This window comes from Myxococcus sp. CA056, assembly GCF_013336715.1.
GTDB classification, from domain to species: Bacteria; Myxococcota; Myxococcia; order Myxococcales; family Myxococcaceae; genus Myxococcus; species Myxococcus llanfairpwllgwyngyllgogerychwyrndrobwllllantysiliogogogochensis.
Window position 1 is genome coordinate 259,092 of the sequence record NZ_JABUMT010000012.1, and the last position, 21,416, is coordinate 280,507.

A 21,416-nucleotide genomic window follows, 5' to 3' on the forward strand; every position below is an offset into this window, starting at 1 on the left:
GAGACGGGCTTCCGTCGGAAGGACAGGTCGCCAGGAGGGCGGCGCGCATGAGCGAGGCACCAGAGTCCGGGGCGCTGCTCGACGAGGACGCGACCGTGGCCTTGCTGCTCGACCTCGCGCGGGCGCTGCACCTGTCCTACGTGCCTTCCTTCGGCGTGGAGAATCGCGTGAAGAAGGCGGCGCGGGCCTGGGGGCTGGAGGTGGAGGTCTTCACCCTCCAGACGCTCGCGCTGACGGAGGTGCGCTCGGGCGCGAGTCGCCGCGTCGACTTCCACCGGCTGCCCTTCAATCCGCATTGGAACCTGACGCGTGCCGCCTCGCTGCTCCTGCTGTCGGAGTCCATCGCACGAGGGAAGCGCACGGTGGCCGAGGCCCGCGCCGAGCTGGACCGCATCATGGCGTCCCATCAGCTGCACCCCGAGTGGCTCGTCTACCTCGCATATGGCGTGTACGGCGCGGCGGTCGCCGCCCGTGTCGGCGGCGGCTGGTGGGAGCTGGTGGCGGCGCTCGTGGTGGGGGTGCTCGCGGGTGGCATTCACTTCGGCACGCTCAAGTCCGAGCGCATGGACCTGCAGAAGAGTTTCCTCGCCGCGTTTCTAGGGACACTGCTCGCGTTCGGGCTGACCTTCGTGCTGCCGAGGTTCGATGCGGCGCGTGCCCTCTTCGGGGGCGTGACGCTGCTCGTGCCGGCGATGGTGGTGACGCTGGGCTCGGCGGAGCTGGTGGGCGAGTCGGTGGAGGCGGGGATGTCACGGCTCACCTATGGGCTGCTGCGCTTCCTCATGCTGGCGGTGGGCATCGGCGCCGCGGGAACGCTCTGGAGATTGTTCGGGCCGCTTCCGGTGCAACTGCATGCGAACGCGCTCCCTGAGCCCGTGGTGCTGGTCATCATCGCAGCGGGGGGCCTGGCGCTGACGGTCTGCATGTCCGCGAGGCGGCGCGATACGCCGTGGATTGTCGGCGCGGTGCTGCTGGCCTGGGGCGTTCAGGAGCTCACCAAGGGCGTGTTCGGCAACAATGGCAGCCCGCTCATCTCCGCCTTCGTGCTGGGCGTGGCGGGCCAGCTCTACAGCCGACTGCCGGAGCGACTCCCGTCGACCATCATCATGCCCGGTCTGCTCCAGCTCGCGCCGGGCTTCGTCGGCACGCGGGCCATCCTGGCGCTGCTCGGTGTGCCGGGGCAGGGCGACGACGCCCGCGTGTTCCAGGTGCTCCTCGTGGCCTTGCAACTGGTGATGGGCCTGCTGTTCGCCTTCATGCTCGGGTTGTCGCATGACGCCCGGGCGCGCACGGAAGACGCCAGTCGCGCGAAGCCGGCGGAGTCCTCCCGGCACGTGTGACGGCTTGACGTGCTCCCTCAGTCAGAGGGCGTCGGGAGCCGCTCCTCGTACCAGCGCCGTGCATCCTTGAGCTGCACATGGGTGTCACCGGGCTTCACTTCGATGGCCCCCGAGAGGATTCCCACCTTCGCGTAGATGAGCGCGTGCGTGGTTCCCCGTGCCGTATCCAGGCGGCCCTCCAGTTCGAGCCCGTCCGCCTTCGCGTGCAGCGCGCGTACCTGAAATCCCGCGTCGCTCATCCGCGCCTGCCCGGTGACCCTCAAGTCCCGTGCCTCCAGCAAGGGCGAGAGGAACCCCGGGAGCTTCTTCTCGGCCGTGAGCAGCGCGACGAACGGGTCCGCGTTGGAGAAGTGCGCGGAGAAGTGAGCCTCCAACTCGACGGGCTCCAGGGTCAACCGCGCGTGGGGCAGGTCGAAGCGCCCACTCCATCCGCGAATCGTGATGTGCGGTACGTCCGCTGAAACGTGGTTCAGGTGAAGCGCCGAGCCATCCAGGCCCAGGCTCTTGCCGTGCAGGCGCAGACGCCGCGCGTCGATTTCGGCGGAGGCCTTGCCGAGCATGAGGATTCCCGCCCACCGTCCCTCCACGAGGTTCGAAGAGAGGTCCAGGCGCAATCGCTGTGAGTCCTCGTGTCCGCTCGTGCTGTCCGATGCCTCCAGCGTGGCGTGACCCGACTCCACGTGGAAGGTCTTCCCCATCCACGCGTTGAGCATCCGCAGGTCCACGGGCCGACTGCGCATCACGCGCAGTTCGTGCTTCACCTGGGGCTTCGCGTCGGGGGCATCCGTCTTCGCCCGCAGCGTGAGCGAGACCTCCGGTATCTCGAGCACGCGTCCCGCCTTGCCCTCCACGTGGACAGGGGCGAAGCGCATCTTCAGCACGCTGTGAGCCCCGGTGCCTCCGTCCTCCGTCACCTCGCCGTGAACACTCCAGGGGGCACGCGCGCGCACGGGGCCCACCCGCAGCTCCAGCGGAGCACCGCTCGCATCCACGCGACTGCCCGCGGCCAGGTGTCCTCCCTGGATGCGCACCTCCGCGTCGAGCTGTCCGGCGCCCTCACGCAGCAGGTCAGGATGCTCCCGGGACACCAGCGCCCCGAGCCACGCGAGGTCGAGGATCTCCAGGCGCACGCCCAGCCGTCCGTCGAACTTCGCCACCCGGCGCGGCTCCTCCGGAGCGGCTCGGATGGCATCGAGGTCCAGCACGCCCGACACCTCCCTCACGCGCGCCACGGTCCGTCCCTCCTGCTCCAGCGCGCCGTCCTCCAGGTGGAGCGTGTCGAGCGTCACGGTGAGTCGTTGGCCGGTGACCAGCCGCACCGAGCCCTTCGCCTGACCCGGGCCCACGTAGCGCACCGGCTTCAACGTCAGCTCGTGCAGGTCCTCCAGCTCGATGTCCCGCAGCTCGATTTCCCACGGATGCGAGTGCCGGCGTCTCGTGGGCGTGGTCTCCATCGCGGGCATGGGCTCCGCGTGCACGCTCACACCTCGGGCACGCACCCCTTGCGCGTGGACCCGCCGGGACAGGAGCGCGAAGAGGGACGCGTGGGCTTCCACGGTCTCCGCGTCGATGCGCCACTCCGCGCGAGCATCCCGCTGCCACACGGAGAAGCCTCGGAGGTGCACGGGCCTGGGCCACAACCACCAGCCTCCGCGCCACTCCACCCGCGTCCTCGGCGTGGCCCTGGCGAGCTGCGCGGGCACCAGCCCGACATTGAGCACCAGGTTCAACAGCCCTTCGAGGGCCAGCACCAACACGAGCCCCCAGCCCAGGAGGAGGCGCCACCGGCCTCGCCGCGCGCGAAACCAGGGCGGGGCGCGCGACGCCCGGGGCGCTTCGACGGACATGAAGCCCTCCCGGGCACGGCGGGTCCGTCAGGAGGTAGCCACGCGCGCGCTTCCAGGCATCGCACCCGGGGGCAGCGTCACGTCGACATCCGACTACGACAGCGCGCTCCAATACTGCTTCATCACCTGACGGCTCGCGGCCAGCGCGTCCTTCGCGTCCGTGTGGACGTCGCCCGTGGGGAAGCTGTCGGTGCGTCCGGCGAGCACCTCGATGCAGGCATGCACGGACTGCGACAGGCCCTCCAGCGAGTAGCCCCCTTCGAGCAGCAGCACCAGCTTGCCGTCACAGACGCGCTCGGCGAGCGCGCGCATCGCGGAGCACATGGCGGCGAAGCCCCGCTCCGTGACGTCCATGCCGCCAATCGGGTCGTGCTGATGCGGGTCGAAGCCCGCCGACACCAGCACCAACTGGGGACGGTAGGCCTCGGCCACAGGCAGGAGCAGCTCCTCGAAGAGCATCCCGTAGTCCGCGTCCGAGTTGCCGCCCGGCAGGCCCACGTTCACGGTGTAGCCCTCACCCGCGCCCCGGCCCACCTCGGGCGTGGCACCGGTGCCCGGGTAGTAGGGGAACTGGTGCACCGACTGGTACATCACGTCGCGGCGCCCCCAGAAGGCCGCCTGCGTGCCGTTGCCGTGGTGGACGTCCCAGTCGAGCACGAGGACGCGCTCGGCGCCCAGCCGTCGCCCCGCCTCCGCCGCGATGGCCGCGTTGTTCAGCAGGCAGAAGCCCATGGCGCGGTCCGGCTCCGCGTGGTGTCCGGGAGGACGCACCAGCGCGAAGGCGTTGCGCGCCTGTCCCGCCATGACGGCCTCCACGGCCTGCACCGAGGCGCCCGCGGCCAGCCGTGCCGCATCCACGCTGTCCGGAGAGACGTGGGTGTCCGCGTCAATCTGGGCCTGGTGTCCGCTGAGCTTGCGCAGGCGCGTGAGCAGCTCCGGGGTGTGGACCGCCGTCAGCTCCGCGTCCGTCGCGGAGCGGGGGGACGCCATCACCGTGCCCCGCACCGGCGCGCGCGCGAGCACCCCGAGGATGCGCTGCAGGCGCGCGGGGGATTCCGGGTGTCCCTCTCCCGGGTCGTGCTGGAGGAAGAGGGGGTCGGTCAGCAGCAGGGTGGGCTTCATCGGGTATGACCTTACGCATCCAGACGGGGGGAAGTCAGGCTCCCGCCGGGCGGAGGGGCGGACGAGGGCTCCACCCCGGTTCTTGCCCTGTCGGTGTTTCCATTCCTACAGTGCCTCGCCTTGGCTCCGCGCTTCAAGAAACCCGGCCTGCGCAGCATCCTGCTCGGCTCCTTCGCCGTGGTGCTCGCTATCATCCTCGGGACGCTCTTCTTCGTCGTCCCCGCCCGGGTGGAGGACTTCCTGGAGACGCGCCTGACGAAGCACGGCGACGACAAGGCCCTCCAGGCCGCGCGAGATCTGGCCAACACCTCCGTCTCCGTGCTCCCTCCGCTGCTGGAGGCCCTGCACGGAGGAGACGACGACTTCGCGCTCATCGCCGTCCTCGGCGCCGACGGCCGGATGCAGGCCGTCCATCCCCCTGGCGCGGAGGCGTGGCTGCTGAAGAACCTGAGGCAGCGGCTGGAGGGCAGTCCCGGCGCGCCCCTGGATGGCGCCCTGTTCGACAATGGCAACCGGGCGATTGTGCGCCCGGTGGTGCTGCGCGAGGGCCCAGGCCAGGTGCTGGTGGCGGTGAACTTCTCGTCGCTGGACGAGGTCGTCACCTCGCTGCGCCACGTGGTGCTGCTGGCGTTCGGCATCGGCCTGGCGCTCTTCCTCGTCGTGGCCTTCTTCATCTCCCGCACGTTCATCCTCGTGCCGCTGGACGCGATGATGACCATGGCGCGGAGGCTCGCGGAGGCGGACCTCACCGGCCGCGTGGACATCAGCTCGCGAGACGAGCTGGGCCTCCTTGCGGAAGCGCTCAACCGCATCGCCCAGAGCTGGCGCGACACGCTGGGCCGGGTGCGCGGCGTGTCAGACGTGGTGGCCGGGGTCATCGAGCAGATCCACCGCACCGGCACCACCGTGTCCTCTGGCGCGAGCACCGTCCAGGCCCGCGTGGAGGAGACGTCCTCCTCCATGGTGGAGATGATGGCCTCGCTGCGCGGAATCGCGGAGAACGTGGAGGTCCTCTACCAGAGCGCGGAGGAGAGCAGCTCCTCCATCATGGAGATGGCCGCCACCAATGACGAGGTGGCGGAGAACGTCACGGCGATGGCCGCCAGCGTGGAGGAGACCACCAGCGCGATTGAGGAGATGACGTTCTCCATCAAGGAGGTCGCCAAGAACATCCAGGAGCTGTCGTCCTCCACGGAGGAGACGTCCTCGGCCATCAGCCAGATGGATGCGGCCATCGGTCAGGTGGAGGCGAACGCGAAGGAGACGGCGCGCCTGTCCGAGCAGGTCTTCGACGACGCGCAGACGGGCGTGGAGGCGCTGCGCAAGACGCTCACCGGCATCGACCGCATCAAGGACACCAGCCGGGCGACGGCGGACGTCATCGACAGCCTGGGCCGGCGCATCTCCGAGATTGGCAACATCCTCAACGTCATCGACGACGTGGCCGAGCAGACCAACCTGTTGGCCCTCAATGCCGCCATCATCGCCGCGCAGGCGGGAGACCACGGCAAGGGCTTCGCGGTGGTGGCCGAGGAAATCAAGGACCTGGCCGAGCGCACCGGTGCGTCCACCAAGGAAATCGCCGAGCTCATCCGCAGCATCCAGGAGGAGAGCCGCAACGCCGTGGTGGTGATGAACCAGGGCGCGCGCAACGTGGACGAGGGCGTGCAACTGGGCCGCGAGGCCGAAGGGGCGCTGCGCAAAATCAACGACAGCACCCAGAAGTCCACGCAGATGGTGAAGGCCATTGCTCGCGCCACCGTGGAGCAGGCGCGCGGCAGCAAGCAGGTGACGGCCTCCATCCACCGCATCAGCGAGACGGTGCAGCAGATTTCCAAGGCCTCCAACGAGCAGGCCAAGGGCGGCGAGCAGATCATGAAGAGCGCGGAGAAGATGAAGGCGCTCACCGCCCACGTGCAGCGCAGCAGCCAGGAGCAGGCGCACGGCAGCAAGCAGATCACCCGCTCCATCGAGAGCATCAACGAGATGGTGACGCACCTGAACCGCGCCCAGAAGGAGCAGACCAAGGGCAGCGAGCAGGTGCTCAAGGCCGTGGAGACCATCAAGGGCGTGTCCGAGCACCAGACACGCTCCGTCAAGCAACTGGAGGAGGCCATCGACAACCTCCAGCGGCAGGCGGAGATCCTCCGGGGCGAGGTGCGTCGCTTCCGCGTGTAGGAGTCGTGCGCTGCGCCCGCGAATGGCTTAGGACTGGGTCGGCATGCCGACAGAGCGACAGGTTTCCGAGCGCTGGGTGGTCTTCCTGATTGGCGCGGTCCAGTTCGTCAACATCCTGGACTTCGTGATGGTGATGCCGCTGGGCCCGGACTTCGCGAAGGGGCTGGGCATCGCCTCCTCTCACATCGGCACCATCGGCGGCGCGTACACGGCGGCGGCCAGCGTGGCGGGGCTCGCGGGCGGCTACTTCCTGGACAGGTTCGACCGGCGCAAGGCGCTGGCGGTGTCCATGCTGGGCCTGGTCCTCGCCACGGCGGCCGGAGGGCTGGCCACGGGCATGTCCACGCTGCTCATGGCGCGCGTCGTCGCGGGCATCTTCGGTGGGCCCGCCACGTCGCTGTCCCTGTCCATCATCGCGGACCTGATTCCAGTGGAGCGGCGGGGCAGGGCGCTGGGCGCGGTGATGGGGGCCTTCTCCATCGCCTCGGTGGCGGGGGTGCCCATGGCGCTGAAGCTGGCCGAGCACGGAGGCTGGCGTCTGCCCTTCTTCGTGGTGGCGGGCCTGGGCCTGCTGGTGGCGCTGGGCGCCATCTTCTTCCTGCCACCGGTGCGAGGACACCTGGTGAACGGTCGCGGGCCGGTGCAGACGGTGGGCGTGCTGGAGCTGCTCGGTCGCCGCGAGGTGCAGCTGTCCTACCTCATGACGGCGGTGGTGATGATGGCGGGCTTCGTCCTCATCCCCAACATCTCCGCCTACCTCCAGCAGAACCTGGGCTACCCGCGCGACCTGCTGTGGCTGCCGTACTTCGTCGGCGGCATCGTGAGCTTCATCACCCTGCGACTGGCGGGGCCGCTGGTGGACAGGCTCGGGGCCTTCAAGGTCGGCACGGCCGGCTCGCTGCTGGTGCTGGTCGCCACCTACGTGGGCTTCGTGCGCTACCCTCAGTGGCTGCCGATTCCGCTGCTCTTCGTGCTCTTCATGACGGCGATGGGCGTGCGCAACGTGTCCTACAACACGCTCACCTCGCGCGTGCCGGACAACCCGGTGCGCGCGCGCTTCATGTCGTTGCAGTCCGCCGTCCAGCACATGGCCGCGGCCCTGGGCGCCTTTCTCAGCGCGCAGCTCCTGACGGACCTGCCGGACGGCACGCTGGGCGGAATGGGGCTCGTGGCCGGGGTGTCCATGGGCATGTCGCTCTTGCTGCCGCCGGTGTTGTGGGTGGTGGAGCGTCAGGTCCGCTCGAAGGAGCAGGCCCGGGCGCTGGCGGTGCCTGCCGAGCAGGGCCTGGCCGTCCCCTTGTCGCCCCAGGCACACCCACACCAGTAGTGTGTGGGCCCGGTGGTGGGCCCGGTTGCCCCCCGCCCACGGTGACGGGCGGACGTCCGGAAGCGTCGAGCGGTTGCGCCAGGGGGCCCGGGGCGCGATAAACCGGGCTGCTTCGGGGAGCCCGTCAGGACATGTTCAACATCGGCGCAGGCGAAATGGTGCTCATCGCGGTGGCCGCGCTGCTCATCCTCGGGCCGCAGCGGCTGCCCGAGCTGGCGCGTGCCATCGGCAAGTTCATGCGGGAGTTCCGTCGCCAGACGGACGAGGTCCGCAACGTGGTGGAGCGCGAGTTCTACACCATGGACCACGAGCTGAACCGCGACCCCACCCCGCCCATCCGCCCCGGGACGGCCTTCGCGCACTCGCCCGCCCCCCAGGCGCTGCCGCCGGACACGCACCTCGCGCCGCCCCCCGACTCTGTCTCCGAGTCCACGGAGCCCACGCCGGAAGCGCGGCATCCGCGCGCGCCGCTGGGCCTGGATGGCGTGGACCTCCCCGAGCCCGCCCCCTCGCCCGTGTCCGAGCCTGGGGCGCCCACGGCCGTCTCCGAGCCCGTCGCGCCCACCGAGACGCCTTCCTCCACCCCTTCTTCCGACGCCGCCGAGAGCGTGGGCGCGGATGGCCTGCCCCGCCTCGCGCCGCTGCCTGGAACCGTGGCGCGCAACGCGCCGAAACGGAGCTGACCCCTGAGTTCCCAGACTGCCGCTGACTCCGACCTGCGGATGAGCTTGATGGAGCACCTGTCGGAGCTCCGCGGGCGCCTCTTCAAGTGCACCCTGGCCGTCTTCATCCTGGGGACGGTGTCGCTGTTGTTCGCCAAGCCCATCTTCGGCGTGCTGATGCGGCCGGTGCTGGACGCGCTCCCGGAGGGCAACCGCGCCCTCATCTACACGTCCGGCATCGAGGAGCTGAACGTCCTGATGAAGGTGGGCGTGTACTGCGGCATCTTCCTCACCACGCCCGTCATCCTCTGGCAGATCTGGGGCTTCGTCTCGCCCGGACTGTTCCCGGAGGAGCGGCGCTACGCGGCGCCCTTCGTCATGTTCGGCTCGCTCGCCTTCATCGCGGGCGCGTGCTTCTGCTACTTCGCGGTGCTGCCCTCCATGTTCAAGTTCCTCCTCAACGAGGAGGAGACGCTCGCGTTGGAGCAGCGGCTGGACACGGCCCGACTGCGCGCGGATGACGCCCTGCGCTTCCTGCGCGTGGGCGACGCGGAGCGGGCGGGCGCGCTGGCGAAGGAGACCAGCGCTTCGCTGCGCGCGGATGGAGAAGGTCAGTCACCGGCCCCCGAGCGGGCGCCCTCGCAGTCCGTGGAGCTGAAGTCCCGGCTGGCCGGACTGGGCAAGCTGGTGGACGCGGCGGCGGACGGCTACGGCGTCCAGTCGCGCGGCGTGTTGCGGCAGGCGGTGGAGAAGAAGGTGGTGGCGGTGACGGCCTACGCGAAGCAGGACTACGCGGCGGCGTCGGTGGCCATGGACGAGGCGGCGAGCCTGCTGGCGGGCGTGGCGCCCACGCGCACCGAGGAGCTGTCCGGCCTGTGGAAGCTGGAGAAGGAGCTGTCCGCGGGCGAGGCGCGGCACGAGGCGGCGCGGTGGACGCGGCCCATGCTGACGATGCACGAGCAGCTGTCGCTGGTGCTGCTGCTCATCCTCGCCTTCGGCATCATCTTCGAGCTGCCGCTGGTGATGGCGCTGCTCGGCGTGGTGGGCGTGGTGCAGTCGAAGTGGCTGTTCAAGTACCAGCGCCACGCCTTCGTGGTGTGCCTCATCGCGGCGGCCATCATCACCCCGACGGGTGACGTGGTGAACCTGTCGCTGATGGCGGGGCCCATGTTGCTCTGCTACGAGCTGGGCGTCCTGCTGGTGTGGTTGGTGGAGCGGCGGCGGGCGCGGAACGCGGCCGAGACGGGCATCACCCCGGCGTCGTAGTAGGGTCCGCGACCATGGTGGGCTCCCGCCGGCACTTCCGGGCCAACGTCCGATATCTGCGCGCGCTGCTGCGCCGCTTCCGCACCACGATGGGGCTGGCCGTGGCCCTGTTCGTGGTGGGGCCACTGATGTTCCATTGGCGCTACAAGGGAGCGGACGGGGACCCGATTTCCTTCGGCGAGGCCCTGCACCACGTCTACTTCCTGCTCTATGGCCAGCCGTCGCTGCCCTACGTGCACGACTGGCTCATCGAGCTTTTGAACGTCGTGATTCCCCCGGCGGGAATCGCCCTGGTGGCGGATGGCGTCGTGCGCTTCGCCTACCTCTTCTTCGCCCGGCACAAGAACGACAAGGAGTGGATTGAAGTGGTCACCGAGACGATGAAGGGCCACGTCGTGGTGTGCGGGGCGGGGCGGGTGGGCTACCGCGTGGTGGCGCAGTTGAGGGAGATGGAGAAGGACGTGGTGGTGGTGGAGAAGCGCGAGGACGCGGCCTTCGTCTCCGCCCTGCGGGACGAGAACGTGCCGCTGCTCATCGACGACACGCGCAGCCCGCTGTGCCTGCCGCGCACCAACGTGAAGGACGCGTCCGCCATCGTCTGCGCGACGGACGATGACCTGGCCAACCTCAACATCGCGCTGGATGCACGGAGGATGAACCCGAACATCCGCGTCGTCATCCGGCTGTTCGACGAGGACCTGAGCGGCAAGGTGCGCGACACCTTCAAGGCGGAGGCGCTCTCCAGCTCGTCGCTCGCCGCGCCCGCCATGGCGCTGGCGGCCCTGGACCCGCGCATCATCCACTCGTTCCACCTGGGCAAGCACCTGATGGTGGTGTCCAACTTCGAGGCGCGCGAGGGCCTGCCCGGCCTGACCATCTCCGACATCCGGGACAGGTTCGGCGGGCTGGCGCTGTCGCTGCTGCGCGGCAGCCACGAGCGGCTGCACCCGGTGGGCGAGGAGGTCATCCGCCCCGGTGACATCCTGGCCATCCAGGCGTCGTATCCGGAGTACCGCCGCCTGCGCGCCTTCGCGTGCGAGGCGGAGCCGCCCACCTGGTCCCACCAGGACCCGCCGCCGCTCCCGGGGCAGCGCAAGGTGGGCTGAGTCCCGGCGTCACACCGTCCTCGCTGTCGCGGGGCGGGTGGCGCTGGTGGAAGCGAGCGCGGCGCCGCCGTGCTCCAGCGCCGAGGGAAGCGCGAGGGCTCGGGTGAGCAGGGCCGCGAGGGGTTCCCACTCGACGAGGAAGCCGTCGTGGCCGTACAGGCTGGACAGCTCCGCGTGCTCCGCATGGCGTCCGAGCGCGCGCAGTCGCTGGGCCAGGGCCTCCATGTGCTCGGGGAAGAAGAGCTGGTCCCTGTCGATGCCCACGCACAGGGCGCTCGCGCGGATGCGCTCCAGCCCACCGTGCGGCGCACGAGCGAGGTCGTGGTGGTCCATGGCGCCCAGCTGCGCGAGGTAGGCGCGCGCGTCGAAGCGGGCCTCCAGCTTGCGCCCCTGGTGCTCCAGGTAGCTCTGCACGGGGTAGAGCGCGCGGGAGGACCACGTGGGTGGACGCTGCTGACTGGCTTCGAGTCCGGGCTCGGCGCGGTAGGTGAGCATCGCGAGCTGTCGTGCCAGCTCGAGGCCGCGGTGGGGTGCCTCGGGGAAGCCGGGGTCCAGGAGCAGCGCCTGCCGCGCGACGTGGTTGAGGCCCACCACCCATGAGGACGCGGCTTCGGCGGTGGCGATGGGGGCCATGCGCGCGAAGCGCTCGGGAGCGAGGGCGGCGAGGCAGAGGACAATCATCCCGCCCAGCGAGCCGCCGGTGACGAGGTCCACCTCCTGGATGCCCAACGCGTCGAGCGCGAGGAGGATGCTGCGGGCCTGGTCCCACGGCGTGACGGTGGCGGGGAGGTGTTGCTCGTCTTGTCGGAGGTCCCCCTTGGCGAGCGCGGGCGCGGGGCCGAAGCGCGTGTCGTCCGCGCGGCGGGGGAAGCCTTCGTCGGCGGGGCCCGTGGTGCCGTAGCAGGAGCCGAGGTTGTTGAAGCACAACAGCCGCACGCGCGTCGGGTCCAACGCGCGGCCGGGGCCGATGACGGGCTCCCACCAGCCGCCTTCGCCTCCCGCGCGCATGTCTCCGGTGAGCGCGTGCACGAGCAGCACGGTGGGCACGCGCGCGGAGGGGCGGGTGGTGCTTCGACGGCGGGCGCGTTCGACGGCGTGGTGTTGCTCGGCGAGGGTGCGACGGACGACGCGCGGCGAGGTGGCCTGGGCCTCTTCATCCGGGAGGAGCCGGGCGCGTGCGTGGAGCCACGGCAGGTCGTCCTCGGGGCCCCACCACCAGCCGCGCACGAGGTGGGGTGTGAGGCGGGCGCCTGCTTCCAGCGTCAGGTCCGGCGTGGTCACTTCAAGGAGGCGCGGCGTGGGCGCGCAGGGGAGGGAGGCCAAGGGAGACTCCGGACAAGCGGGTGTTGTCGCGGGCGCGCGGGGGCGTCCGGGAGGGAACGAGGTTCAGCTCGGGCGTGACGGGCTTCGCTCGGCTCCTACGGGGTGGAGCGAGGGCGCTGAAGGAGGGCCAGAAACGACGAAGCCCACCGACCCTCGCGGGGTGGGTGGGCTCGGTGGCTCGCCAGGGTCGGATGGACGTCAGCCGACACGGGCGGGCGGGAGCCCACCTGTCATCGACATTCGACGCATGGCGAGAAGGGACGTCATCGCCGCTAGGGATAAACGCTCGCCCCACGCGAGTCAAGCCGACCCACCGTGCCAGGGCGCGGCGTGAGAGGCGTGTGACACTCGCAGCGCCACGGTGTCGTGGGATTCCACGACGGCGCGGGAATCCCTCTCACGGGTTCGTGACGTGGGCGTTCGCGGTGTACGGGGCGAGCGCGCCGATGTGGCCGGGGCGGGCCTTCACGCGCGCGAGCCAGGCGGACACGGCGGGGAAGTCCCCCAGGTCCAGGCCCACGTCAGGGGCGACGTGGGTATAGGCATACAGGCCGATGTCGGCGACGGTGGGGCGCTCGCCCACGAGGAAGGTGCGGTGCTGGAGGTGGCGCTCCAGGGACTTGAGGGCGTTGCGACCCGCCTCGATGCGCAGGAGGAAGGTCTCCGGGTGGCGAGGGGCTCGGCCCGTGAGCTTCCAGAAGCGCGCGGTGCCGATGTTGGGCTCCACGGCGTTCTGCTCGAAGAAGAGCCACTGGTGGACCTGCGCGCGCTCGAAGGCGTCTTGAGGGAGCAGCGGCGTGCCCTCGGCGAGGAAGAGGAGGATGGCGTTGGATTCGGCGAGGAAGCGCCCCGGTTCGGGCTCCAGGACGGGGATGCGGCCATCCGGGTTCTTGTGGCGGAGGAAGTCCTCCGTGCGGCTCTCGCCCGCGAAGATGTCCACGGGGACCAGCTCGTAGGGTCTGTCGAGCCAGGACAAGAGGAGGCGCAGCTTGTAGCCGTTGGCGGAAGGCGCGTAGTCGTAGAGGCGCATGCGGGGCTCCGGGTGGGGGGCTGATGGGTGGCAGCGTAGGCCCCTGCCTCCAGGCGAGCGACCCGGTCCTTGCGGCCCGTGGCGTTCCGAGAGGGCGCAAGAACCGGGTTGAAGGGGCGGGGTCCGGGGGCCATACCGAGGGGAGGACACACCTTTCAGCCAGGAGCCGGGACATGGCGACCAGCGACTACGCCCGAATCGAGCAGGCGATTCTCTATCTCGATGCGCATGCGCGCGAGCAGCCGTCCCTGGACGACGTCGCGGCGCACGTGGGGCTCAGCCCCTTCCACTTCCAGCGCCTCTTCACCCGCTGGGCGGGCATCAGCCCGAAGCGCTTCCTTCAGGTGCACACCCTCAGCTCGGCGCGTCGGCTGCTGGCCGAGCGGCGCAGCGTGCTCGACACGTCGTTCGCCGTGGGGCTGTCGGGGGGCGGGCGACTGCACGAGCTCTTCGTCACGCTGACGGCGATGACGCCGGGGGAGTTCAAGCTCGGGGGCGAGGGGCTCACGGTGCACCACGGGGTGCATGTGTCGCCCTTCGGAGAGTGCCTGATTGCCGTGTGTGAGCGGGGCATCTGCGGACTGCACTTCCTCACGGGGGCGTCGGAAGCGCAGGCGCTGGCGGAGCTGCGAGCGCAGTGGCCGAAGGCGACCTTCGTGGAGTCCATTCGGGAGACAGCGCCGTGGGTGGAGCGCATCTTCCCGGAGGCGCCGCCGAGTGGGCACACGCCGCTGTCGGTGCTGGTGAAGGGGACGCCGTTCCAGGTGCAGGTGTGGCAGGCGCTGCTGCGCGTGGCGCCGGGAGAGGTGGCGACGTACGAGGACCTTGCCCGGGCCATTGGCAAGCCGAAGGCGGTGCGCGCGGTGGGCACGGCGGTGGGAGGCAACTCCGTGGCGTTGCTGATTCCCTGCCACCGCGTGCTGCGCAAGACGGGTGTCTTCGGGGACTATCGCTGGGGACCCGCGCGCAAGCAGGTGATGCTCGCGTGGGAGTCGCTCCGGTACGGGGCGGAGAACGAGGACGGCGAGTTCCGCGTCGAGGCCGCCCGGTCCGAACTGGCTTGAGTCGACGGGGAGCTAGGCGGCTTCGTCGAGCGGCAGCTTCTCCGCGAGCTCCTCGATGAAGTCGTCGATGACGTAGGGCACCGATGCGTCGCGCTCGGGGCCCTTCCGCGAGGGATGGTCGAACTCACCGGCGAGATGGCCAACGACCTCATGTCCGAGATGCGAGGCCAGCTCCGAAGGGCTCATCGAGTCGAAGGCGTCCACGTACGTATAGACGTCGTTGGTTTCCGGAATGCGCCACCCGCGAACGGATGACAGCTTCTTCCAGATGGGCCGCTGCACGAGCTCGTAGTCGAAGAAGACGAGTCGCGGCACGGCGAGGGCACCCAGCGGCGGCGTGGGTTGCCCCCAGATGAGCCGGTTGAGAATCTGCTCGTTCGTGAGTCCTTCGTTCCAGGTGTAGGCGGAGTGCTCCAGGACCCGGCGACGGAACGACTGGGAGTTCACGATGCGCTCGAGGATGTCGAGGGCCTCGCGCAGTCTGGCTCCGCGAGAAGCGTCGATGTTCACCTGCCGCTTGACCTGAAAACGCACCATGTTTCCTCCTGGGTTCTTTCAGCGAGAGGGCTCAGCCCAGCGCCGCGAGCGCCGAGACCTTGGCGATGATTTCGGGCGCCGAATGCACCAGGCTGGCAATCAAGGTGATCCACCCGATGACGCCCGTGGCCGCGCTTGCGACCAGTCGGATGACCAGTGACAGGACGGCCCCCGCCAGCCCCAGCGCGGCCGTCACCCGCTCCAGGCGCCGCAAGAGGCTTCGCGCCTCCTCCAACGGAGCCTCCTGGTCGATGAGCAGGACGGTGTCGCAGTCCATGTTGAGCCGGCAGCCCATGTTCAGCCGTGGGGCAGGGGGGAGCAGCTCTCCGCCCAGGAAGATGCCGATGCCGTCCACGAAGGCCGTGGCGGCTCGGCTCACCGCGCCGAGCACCTCGTTGGCGACGCGGAAGAGTGAGCGAAAGACATTGCGCGCCAGGGTCCTGACGAAGTCACCGACGGCCTCGAAGATGGTCGACAGGGACTGTCCGAGTCGCACGACCTGCCGCTTCAGCCATTTGAAGGTGCGCTTGATGCCGTCCCAGAGAAAGAAGTCCGAGTTGTCGACCTCGCTCGTCCAGTAGTCCTGGAGCTCGGCTTCGTTGGCCCGGACGAAGCCGAGGATGTCGTCGCGAGAGACATCCTCTTCGCGCTGCTGGCGTGCGAAGTCCTCGAACAGCTCCGGGGTGACCTGGTGGGTGGCGCTCTCCATGGCGGCCACGGTGAGGGGCCTCTTCGGATTGTTTCGCCAGTAGAGGTCCAGCGCCTTGAGCATCTTCTGCTGGGTGGCGGGCTCCCGAATGTCGCCCAGGGGATAGCCGTTCAGCCACAGCTCGTTGCGCGCGAGTCGCAGGAGAAAACGCCGTGCGGCGGAGAGGTTCTGTTCGGACAGTGCCAGCCCCTCCAGCGCCTGACGCACGGGAGGGGCGGCCTTCGCCACCTTGTCCACGAGGGCATCGTGAGACAGCACCAGCTCCATGGCCTGGCGCTCGGAGATGTTGCTGGAGGGGATGAGTCCCAGCTCGGCGGCGACGGCGCGGAAACGGGCGAGCTGGATGCGCAGGTTGTTCGTGTCGCTCGGGTCGACGGGGACGTTGGGGCGCAGGCCCAGCGTCGTCAGGCGGAGCTGGACGGCGCGCACGAGCACGGGACGCGCCATTCCACCGACGGGGTACCACTTGTCGATCTGGAGCGGGTCCTCCAGCGTGACGAACTCCTGGAGCGCATCCCACGTGGCCTGCTCGATGGTGGCGCCACTCGCCTCCAGCCCGATGTCCCTGCGAAAGACGTTGAGCCCCTTGAGGAGCTCCGCATTCATCTTGTCGCTCGTGGGGTCTCCCACGGCGTAGCCGAGGTGGCTCAGGCGCAGACGGACGGCGCGCACCACGAGCTGGTACCGCTCGTAGTTGGCTCCCTGCGACGAGGGCGTCAGGGCGGAGAGCGGGACGAGCCCCGTTCGCTGCTCCAGAATCTGGAGGTTCTCTTCCAGGTTCAATGCGTTCGCGAGGGGCTCTTCCCCACCGGCTCTCAGCGGCACGCCCTGCGCCGCGGAGAGTCTGCGGGGGCCATTGAACAGGGCCGCGACATGACCCTGTGTCGTCGATGGAGGCGGCATGTGGGAGCTCGGCCGGGGGCTCAGGTCTTGGAGACAATCTCCTTGAGGGTGTCGGCGAAGAAGTCCACGACGGCCTTCCGGGCAGCGAGGCTGGTCTCCACGGACTTGCGGTGCACGTCCAGCAGCTCCTGAAGCCGGGGAATGTCCTGCTCATCCGTCTGGAAGAGCTTCGTGTCTCCGTCGAACTTGATTTGAGTCGCCGCGACCAGCTTGATGACGGCCTCTGTCGTCACGCCGTTGACTGTCTTGGGCAGCGCGCTCTGCGTCAGGCTGTCCCAATTGATGACAGGATTGCCTTTGCTGTCGTTCTGGATGACGTGTTTGACCTGGCCTGTGTAGGTGATGACCTCCAGCGTCACGAGGTCATCGACCGCCGCATTGAGCTTCTCGAGCGCTTGCCTGAGTCCCATGTGTTTTCCCCCAATAAAGCTCGCGTCGACTCGCGGAGCCTGATGCTGGGATTCTACAGCGAGTCCGAACAGCGCCGTCAAGGCGAGGACTCAGGGGGCTTGTAGCGCACGGGTCGCGAAAGACCTTTCCGGTGGCCCGCATGGCGTTGAGCCGAGGGTGGGGATTTTCGCGGGCTTGTCTGTATTTGGAGTCCGTCGACGGGCGCGTTCTTGGGTGCGGTCGGACCCCATGAGGTGTCAGGATGGAGCGGCTTCGTCATGGCGTTCCTGGCCCTTCCTCCGCATGCCGCGCTCTCTCCCCTGGTGATGGGGTACTGGTTCATCGAGGACCTGGAGGGTTCGTACGAGGGCAAGCCCATCCGGACGACGCCTCACGCGGGCGCCGTGCTGACGCTCAACTTCGGTCGGCCCTGTGCGAGTGAGTTCGCCGCGGGAGCGCCCCGCGCCTCGCTGCTGGGCATCCAGAGTCATCCCCGGAACTGGAGCTCCGGAGAGGGCTGCTCCTTCGTGATGGTGATGCTGCGACCACCGGGGCTCGCGCGTCTCTTTCCCTCCTTGGGGAAGGACAGCCGCGACGACATGTTGGAACTCGGTGGCGTCCTGGGGGATGGCGCCGCGCGGCGGCTCTGCGATGACCTCGCCGCCGCGTGGGCTCCACGTCGTGTCGCCGCGCGCCTCGATGACTGGCTGCTGCGACGCTTGTCCGCGAGCCGCGCCCTCGTCGGTGTGAGCCAGTTGGGACATGCCTGGGCGACCCTGCTGCGGACTTCGCGCGTGGACGAGGCCGCGAGAGATGTGTCTGTGTCCAGACGGCAGCTCGAGCGCTGGTTCAGCCTGTACGCGGGGCACACGCCCAAGCAACTGCTCGGGCTCGACCGGATTCAATCCAGTCTCCACGCGGCCCAGACGGGGAAGGGAGACCCGCTCCAGGGCTTCAGCGACCAGGCCCATCAGATTCGACAGTGGCGTCGCCACCTGGGGATGACGCCAGGAAGGTACTCGCGCGCTTCGAAGTCGATTCTCGCCGAGTACTTCGCCCAGGCCCGGGATGCCGCACCCGAAGGACTGGCCCACTTCTTCTGACGGATGCTCTCTCGCTCCACCGTGGCAAGTGCGGGGGCTTGTCGCATTCGTTCAATACGCTCGCGGGACGGCGCTCCAGACTGTCTTTCCTCTGGATGAGAGAGGAGCCAGCGCGATGGGGCAGGGGACGTTCGTCGAGTATCGAGAAGGCGGGACTGACTGTGAGGCGTACGTCACCTGGGACTCGCGAAGCGATGCCCGTCGACCTTGCGTCCTGCTCGCACACGCGTGGGATGGGCTGAACGCCCCGATGCGAGAGAAGGCGGAGGAGCTCGCGGCGCTCGGCTACGTGTGCTTTGCCCTGGACGTCTATGGCAAGGGCGTGAGGGGAGGCGTGGCCGATGACAACTCCCGCCTGATGGCTCCGTTCATGGCGGACCGCGCGCTCTTGCGCAGGAGGCTGGTGGCGGGATTCGAAGCGGCGCTCCGTCATCCCCTCGTGGATGCCGACCGGGTCGCCATCATTGGTTACTGCTTCGGTGGCCTGTGCGCCCTGGACCTGGCGAGGAGCGCCGTGCCGGGCCTGAAGGCCGCGGTGAGCTTCCACGGTGTCCTCAAGCCACCGCGGCTCGAACCTCAGGCGCCCATCTCCGCCAAGGTCCTCATCCTCCATGGCTGGGAAGACCCGACCGGCCCGTCTCCCGACGTGCTGGCCGTGGCGCGCGAGCTGACCGAGGCCGGAGCCGACTGGCAGCTCCATGCCCATGGCCACGCCATGCACGCCTTCACCTATCCGGGGCTGCACAACCCCCAGGCGGGGCTTCAGTACCACCCGGCCGCGGCGAGGCGTTCGTGGGCCGCCATGCGGACCTTCCTCGACGAAGTCTTCGAGCCCGCGCCACGGTAGGTCCTGCCGTGGGGCTATGAGCGGCTCACGGAGCGAGGAGCCCGGCGGCAGGAATTGCTTCGCCGACCCTGGGCGCTCGCTTCGCGATTCAGTCGGTGCTTGCTGGAAGGACTTCCCACTCGGTCCGCTCAGGACATCCGGGCGACGAGCTTGAGTGGCAGGTTGCGCAGGAAGAATCCCACCACGGTCCACGGCCAGCCGGGGACGTAGGCGCTCACCGGCTCGCGCTCAATCGCCTTCACCAGCGCACGAGAGCCCGTCGCGGAGTCCACGGCGAAAGGCAGGTTCTTCGCCCCCGCGTTCAGCTCCGTGTGGATGTAGCCGGGATAAATCGTCGACACCTTGATGGGCGTGTTCATCAGCTCCGCGCGGATGCCCTCCGTCAGCGTCGCGAGGCCCGCCTTCGTCGCCGCGTACACGGTGAGATGCTTAGGCAGCCCTCGCATCGCGCTCATGGACGAGATGGTGACCAGATGCCCCTGGCCCTGCTTGCGCAGGATGCCCACGGCCGCTTCGCACTGTGCGACCGCGGCCACGAAGTTCGTCTGCGCCGTCTTCGCGTTGGTGGCGAAGTTCCCGGTGCCAATCCGCTTCCCCACGCCGATGCCCGCGTTGATGATGATGCGGTCCAGGCTGCCGAGGTCCTTCGCGAACGCCTCGAAGACCTCGAACACCTGCTCGTGCTCGTTCACATCCAGCGCACGCACGGAGATGTGGAGGTCCGGATGCTTCGCCAGCAGCTCCGAGCGCAGCGCCTCCAGCCGGTCCGTGCGCCGGGCACACAGAGCGAGGTTGCGCCCCCGCGCCGCGAACTCGCGGGCCATGCCCTCACCCAGTCCGGAGCTGGCGCCGGTAATCAGGATGTTCTTGCGCATGGCGGTGTTCCTCAGCGGTAGGTGATGAGGGCGCGCTGAGGGCCCTCGAAGTGGGCGTGCTCGTTGAGCGTCGACATGTAGCGGCCCCGGTCACTGTAGATGACCTTGGTGATGCCACAGTTGGCGAGCGTCCAGTTCAACCGGAACGCGTGCTCATCTGGAATCTGGAGCAGGTGCTGGCAGATGGCCGTGACCGGGCCGCCCGAGGTGAACACCAGCGCCGTCTTCGACGGCCCCAGACCCTGGATGAGCGCGTCCAGCGCTCGCACACAGCGCTCCCGGAACTTGGGCCAGGGCTCCGTGTACTCCGCGTCGTGTTTACCGGCGACCCAGCGCCCCACGGCCTGGGTGAAGAGCTCCTGGAACGCCCGGCGCGGGTCCGCGGCTCCCAGGAGGTCCTCCGCCAGGGCCGCGTGATTCGCGTAGCGCGGCGTGTGCCGGGCCACGAGCTCATCGTGGTCGAACTCGTTGAAGCCCGGCGTGCGCGTGGGCAGGAGGCTCGTGCCCATCGCGGTGAGGCACGTCTCCGCCGTCTGCCGGTGGCGGGTGAGCGTGCCGGTGACGACCGCGTCCACGGTCAGCCGTGGCTTGAGCGCCTCACCGAGTACTCGCGCCTGGATGTAGCCCGTCTCGGAGAGCTGGTCATAGTTCTCCGCGCCGAAGGACGCCTGACCATGACGGATGAGATACACGACGCCCATCAGCGGCCACCCTTCCGGATGAGGCGCTTGCAGCGCCAGTCGAAGTACGTCACCAGCGACCAGAAGTTCTTGAACGCCGGATTGCGCGTCTGCTTGTGGTGATAGCGGTAATAGATTTGCTGGATGATGCCGGCGAGCCGGAAGATTCCGAAGACCTCATAGAACGTCCAGTTGGCGGGCTTCAGGCCGGAGCGCTGGAGGTAGTAGTCGACGACCTCCTGCCGGCGCAGCATGCCGGGTACGTGCGTGGGCTGGCGCCGCGTGGCGCGCATGAAGAAGTCGTCATCGGCCTGGACCCAGTAGGCCAGCGCGCTGCCCAGGTCCATCAGCGGGTCGCCCAGCGTAGCCATCTCCCAGTCGAGCACGCCGATGACATGCGTGGGGTCTCCCGGGTCCAACACCACGTTGTCGAAGCGCCAGTCATTGTGGATGACGCAGGTGGCGACGTCGTCGGGGATGTGGTCCTTGAGCCAGGCGCGCACGTACTTGAAGCTCGGCACGTTCCACGTCCGGGCCTTCTCGTAGCGGTCCGACCAACCCTCCACCTGGCGCCTCGGGTAGCCGGCCCCTTTGCCGAGCGACGACAGGCCCACGGCCTGGGCGTCCACGGCGTGCAGCTCCAGCAGCCGGTCAACGACGTTGAGGCAGAGCTTGCGCGTCTCCGCGGGGCTGAGGTTCATGCCCCGGGGCATGTTGGCGCGAGGGATGATGCCCTCGATGCGCTCCATGACGTAGAAGTCCGCGCCGATGATGGCGGGGTCCTGGCACAGGCCCACCATCTCCGGCACCCACGGGTAGGTGGGCTTGAGCGCCTTCTGCACGCGGAACTCGCGCGACATGTCGTGCGCGGACTTCGCCTTCGTTCCCGCGGGCGGCCGGCGAAGGATGAGGTCGCGGTTCGGATACTTGAGGCGGTACGTCCAGTTGGACGCGCCCCCCGAGAACTGCGTCACCGTGGGCGAGCCCTCGAGCGTGGGTACCTGCTGCTTGAGCCAGGCATCGACGGCGGCGACGTTCAACTCCTCACCGGCGCGAATGGAGCCGGGTGCGTCGAGCGAAGTGGAAGGCGTGGCGTGGGTTGCCATG

At 69.1% G+C, this 21,416-nt stretch carries 19 protein-coding genes; 9 read left to right on the forward strand and 10 right to left on the reverse strand.

What is annotated here, in order from left to right:
- Window positions 1-47: 47 nt before the first annotated feature.
- Entirely contained in the window at window positions 48-1,340 is a 1,293-nt protein-coding gene (locus tag HUA76_RS34670) for a threonine/serine exporter ThrE family protein (protein ID WP_174463238.1), read from the forward strand.
- A 17-nt stretch (window positions 1,341-1,357) separates the two neighbouring features.
- Here HUA76_RS34670 and HUA76_RS34675 read toward each other — a convergent pair whose 3' ends face one another.
- Window positions 1,358-3,187, reverse strand: a complete 1,830-nt coding sequence (locus tag HUA76_RS34675) for a hypothetical protein (protein WP_174463239.1) — start codon at window positions 3,185-3,187, stop codon at window positions 1,358-1,360.
- Between the two features lie 93 nt (window positions 3,188-3,280).
- Window positions 3,281-4,309, reverse strand: coding sequence for a histone deacetylase (locus HUA76_RS34680; RefSeq protein WP_174463240.1), 1,029 nt, complete (start codon window positions 4,307-4,309; stop codon window positions 3,281-3,283).
- Window positions 4,310-4,429: 120 nt separating this feature from the next.
- Between HUA76_RS34680 and HUA76_RS34685 the strand changes: the two genes are divergently transcribed.
- The 5 genes from HUA76_RS34685 (at window position 4,430) to HUA76_RS34705 (ending at window position 10,848) form a co-directional block, all read left to right on the forward strand.
- Window positions 4,430-6,487: a methyl-accepting chemotaxis protein gene (locus tag HUA76_RS34685; protein WP_174463241.1), complete on the forward strand. Its 2,058-nt coding sequence runs from the start codon at window positions 4,430-4,432 to the stop codon at window positions 6,485-6,487.
- A gap of 43 nt (window positions 6,488-6,530) precedes the next feature.
- Window positions 6,531-7,814 (forward strand): MFS transporter, encoded by a 1,284-nt coding sequence (locus HUA76_RS34690; RefSeq protein ID WP_141644277.1) that lies wholly within the window; start codon window positions 6,531-6,533, stop codon window positions 7,812-7,814.
- Between the two features lie 131 nt (window positions 7,815-7,945).
- Window positions 7,946-8,497 carry a twin-arginine translocase TatA/TatE family subunit gene (locus HUA76_RS34695; RefSeq protein ID WP_174463242.1) on the forward strand — a complete coding sequence of 184 codons (552 nt, stop codon included), beginning with the start codon at window positions 7,946-7,948 and terminating at the stop codon, window positions 8,495-8,497.
- Between the two features lie 39 nt (window positions 8,498-8,536).
- Window positions 8,537-9,742 carry a twin-arginine translocase subunit TatC gene (locus HUA76_RS34700; protein WP_174457530.1) on the forward strand — a complete coding sequence of 402 codons (1,206 nt, stop codon included), beginning with the start codon at window positions 8,537-8,539 and terminating at the stop codon, window positions 9,740-9,742.
- 14 nt (window positions 9,743-9,756) lie between these two features.
- Window positions 9,757-10,848, forward strand: coding sequence for a TrkA family potassium uptake protein (locus tag HUA76_RS34705; RefSeq protein WP_174463243.1), 1,092 nt, complete (start codon window positions 9,757-9,759; stop codon window positions 10,846-10,848).
- A gap of 9 nt (window positions 10,849-10,857) precedes the next feature.
- Here the strand turns inward: HUA76_RS34705 and HUA76_RS34710 are convergent, their stop codons facing one another.
- Both HUA76_RS34710 and HUA76_RS34715 read right to left on the reverse strand, forming a co-directional pair.
- Window positions 10,858-12,171: an alpha/beta fold hydrolase gene (locus HUA76_RS34710; protein ID WP_174463244.1), complete on the reverse strand. Its 1,314-nt coding sequence runs from the start codon at window positions 12,169-12,171 to the stop codon at window positions 10,858-10,860.
- A 397-nt stretch (window positions 12,172-12,568) separates the two neighbouring features.
- A complete protein-coding gene (locus HUA76_RS34715) occupies window positions 12,569-13,201 on the reverse strand; it encodes a glutathione S-transferase family protein (protein WP_174463245.1) in 633 nt (210 codons plus the stop codon).
- Between the two features lie 173 nt (window positions 13,202-13,374).
- On the opposite strand from HUA76_RS34715, the gene HUA76_RS34720 reads away from it, so the two are divergent.
- The gene (locus HUA76_RS34720; RefSeq protein ID WP_174463246.1) at window positions 13,375-14,265 is read left to right on the forward strand and encodes a bifunctional transcriptional activator/DNA repair enzyme AdaA; all 891 of its coding nucleotides are present in this window, start codon (window positions 13,375-13,377) and stop codon (window positions 14,263-14,265) included.
- Between the two features lie 12 nt (window positions 14,266-14,277).
- Here the strand turns inward: HUA76_RS34720 and HUA76_RS34725 are convergent, their stop codons facing one another.
- The 3 genes from HUA76_RS34725 to HUA76_RS34735 are packed head-to-tail and all read right to left on the reverse strand — an operon-like array spanning window position 14,278 to window position 16,824.
- On the reverse strand, window positions 14,278-14,802 hold the full coding sequence (locus HUA76_RS34725) for a hypothetical protein (protein WP_141640749.1): 525 nt from the start codon (window positions 14,800-14,802) through the stop codon (window positions 14,278-14,280).
- Window positions 14,803-14,833: 31 nt separating this feature from the next.
- Entirely contained in the window at window positions 14,834-16,414 is a 1,581-nt protein-coding gene (locus HUA76_RS34730) for a hypothetical protein (protein ID WP_174463247.1), read from the reverse strand.
- 20 nt (window positions 16,415-16,434) lie between these two features.
- The gene (locus tag HUA76_RS34735) at window positions 16,435-16,824 is read right to left on the reverse strand and encodes a hypothetical protein (protein ID WP_174457524.1); all 390 of its coding nucleotides are present in this window, start codon (window positions 16,822-16,824) and stop codon (window positions 16,435-16,437) included.
- A 258-nt stretch (window positions 16,825-17,082) separates the two neighbouring features.
- On the opposite strand from HUA76_RS34735, the gene HUA76_RS34740 reads away from it, so the two are divergent.
- Window positions 17,083-17,907 (forward strand): helix-turn-helix domain-containing protein, encoded by an 825-nt coding sequence (locus HUA76_RS34740; protein ID WP_174457523.1) that lies wholly within the window; start codon window positions 17,083-17,085, stop codon window positions 17,905-17,907.
- A gap of 115 nt (window positions 17,908-18,022) precedes the next feature.
- The gene (locus HUA76_RS34745) at window positions 18,023-18,754 is read left to right on the forward strand and encodes a dienelactone hydrolase family protein (protein ID WP_174463248.1); all 732 of its coding nucleotides are present in this window, start codon (window positions 18,023-18,025) and stop codon (window positions 18,752-18,754) included.
- A 128-nt stretch (window positions 18,755-18,882) separates the two neighbouring features.
- On the opposite strand, the gene HUA76_RS34750 is transcribed toward HUA76_RS34745, so the two are convergent.
- The 3 genes from HUA76_RS34750 to HUA76_RS34760 are packed head-to-tail and all read right to left on the reverse strand — an operon-like array spanning window position 18,883 to window position 21,415.
- Complete coding sequence (locus HUA76_RS34750) at window positions 18,883-19,629, reverse strand: SDR family oxidoreductase (protein ID WP_174463249.1); 747 nt, start codon at window positions 19,627-19,629, stop codon at window positions 18,883-18,885.
- A gap of 11 nt (window positions 19,630-19,640) precedes the next feature.
- Window positions 19,641-20,330 (reverse strand): histidine phosphatase family protein, encoded by a 690-nt coding sequence (locus HUA76_RS34755; RefSeq protein WP_174463250.1) that lies wholly within the window; start codon window positions 20,328-20,330, stop codon window positions 19,641-19,643.
- Window positions 20,330-21,415 carry a phosphotransferase family protein gene (locus tag HUA76_RS34760; protein WP_174463251.1) on the reverse strand — a complete coding sequence of 362 codons (1,086 nt, stop codon included), beginning with the start codon at window positions 21,413-21,415 and terminating at the stop codon, window positions 20,330-20,332. The genes HUA76_RS34755 and HUA76_RS34760 overlap by 1 nt, the downstream gene beginning before the upstream one ends.
- Window position 21,416: the final 1 nt, after the last annotated feature.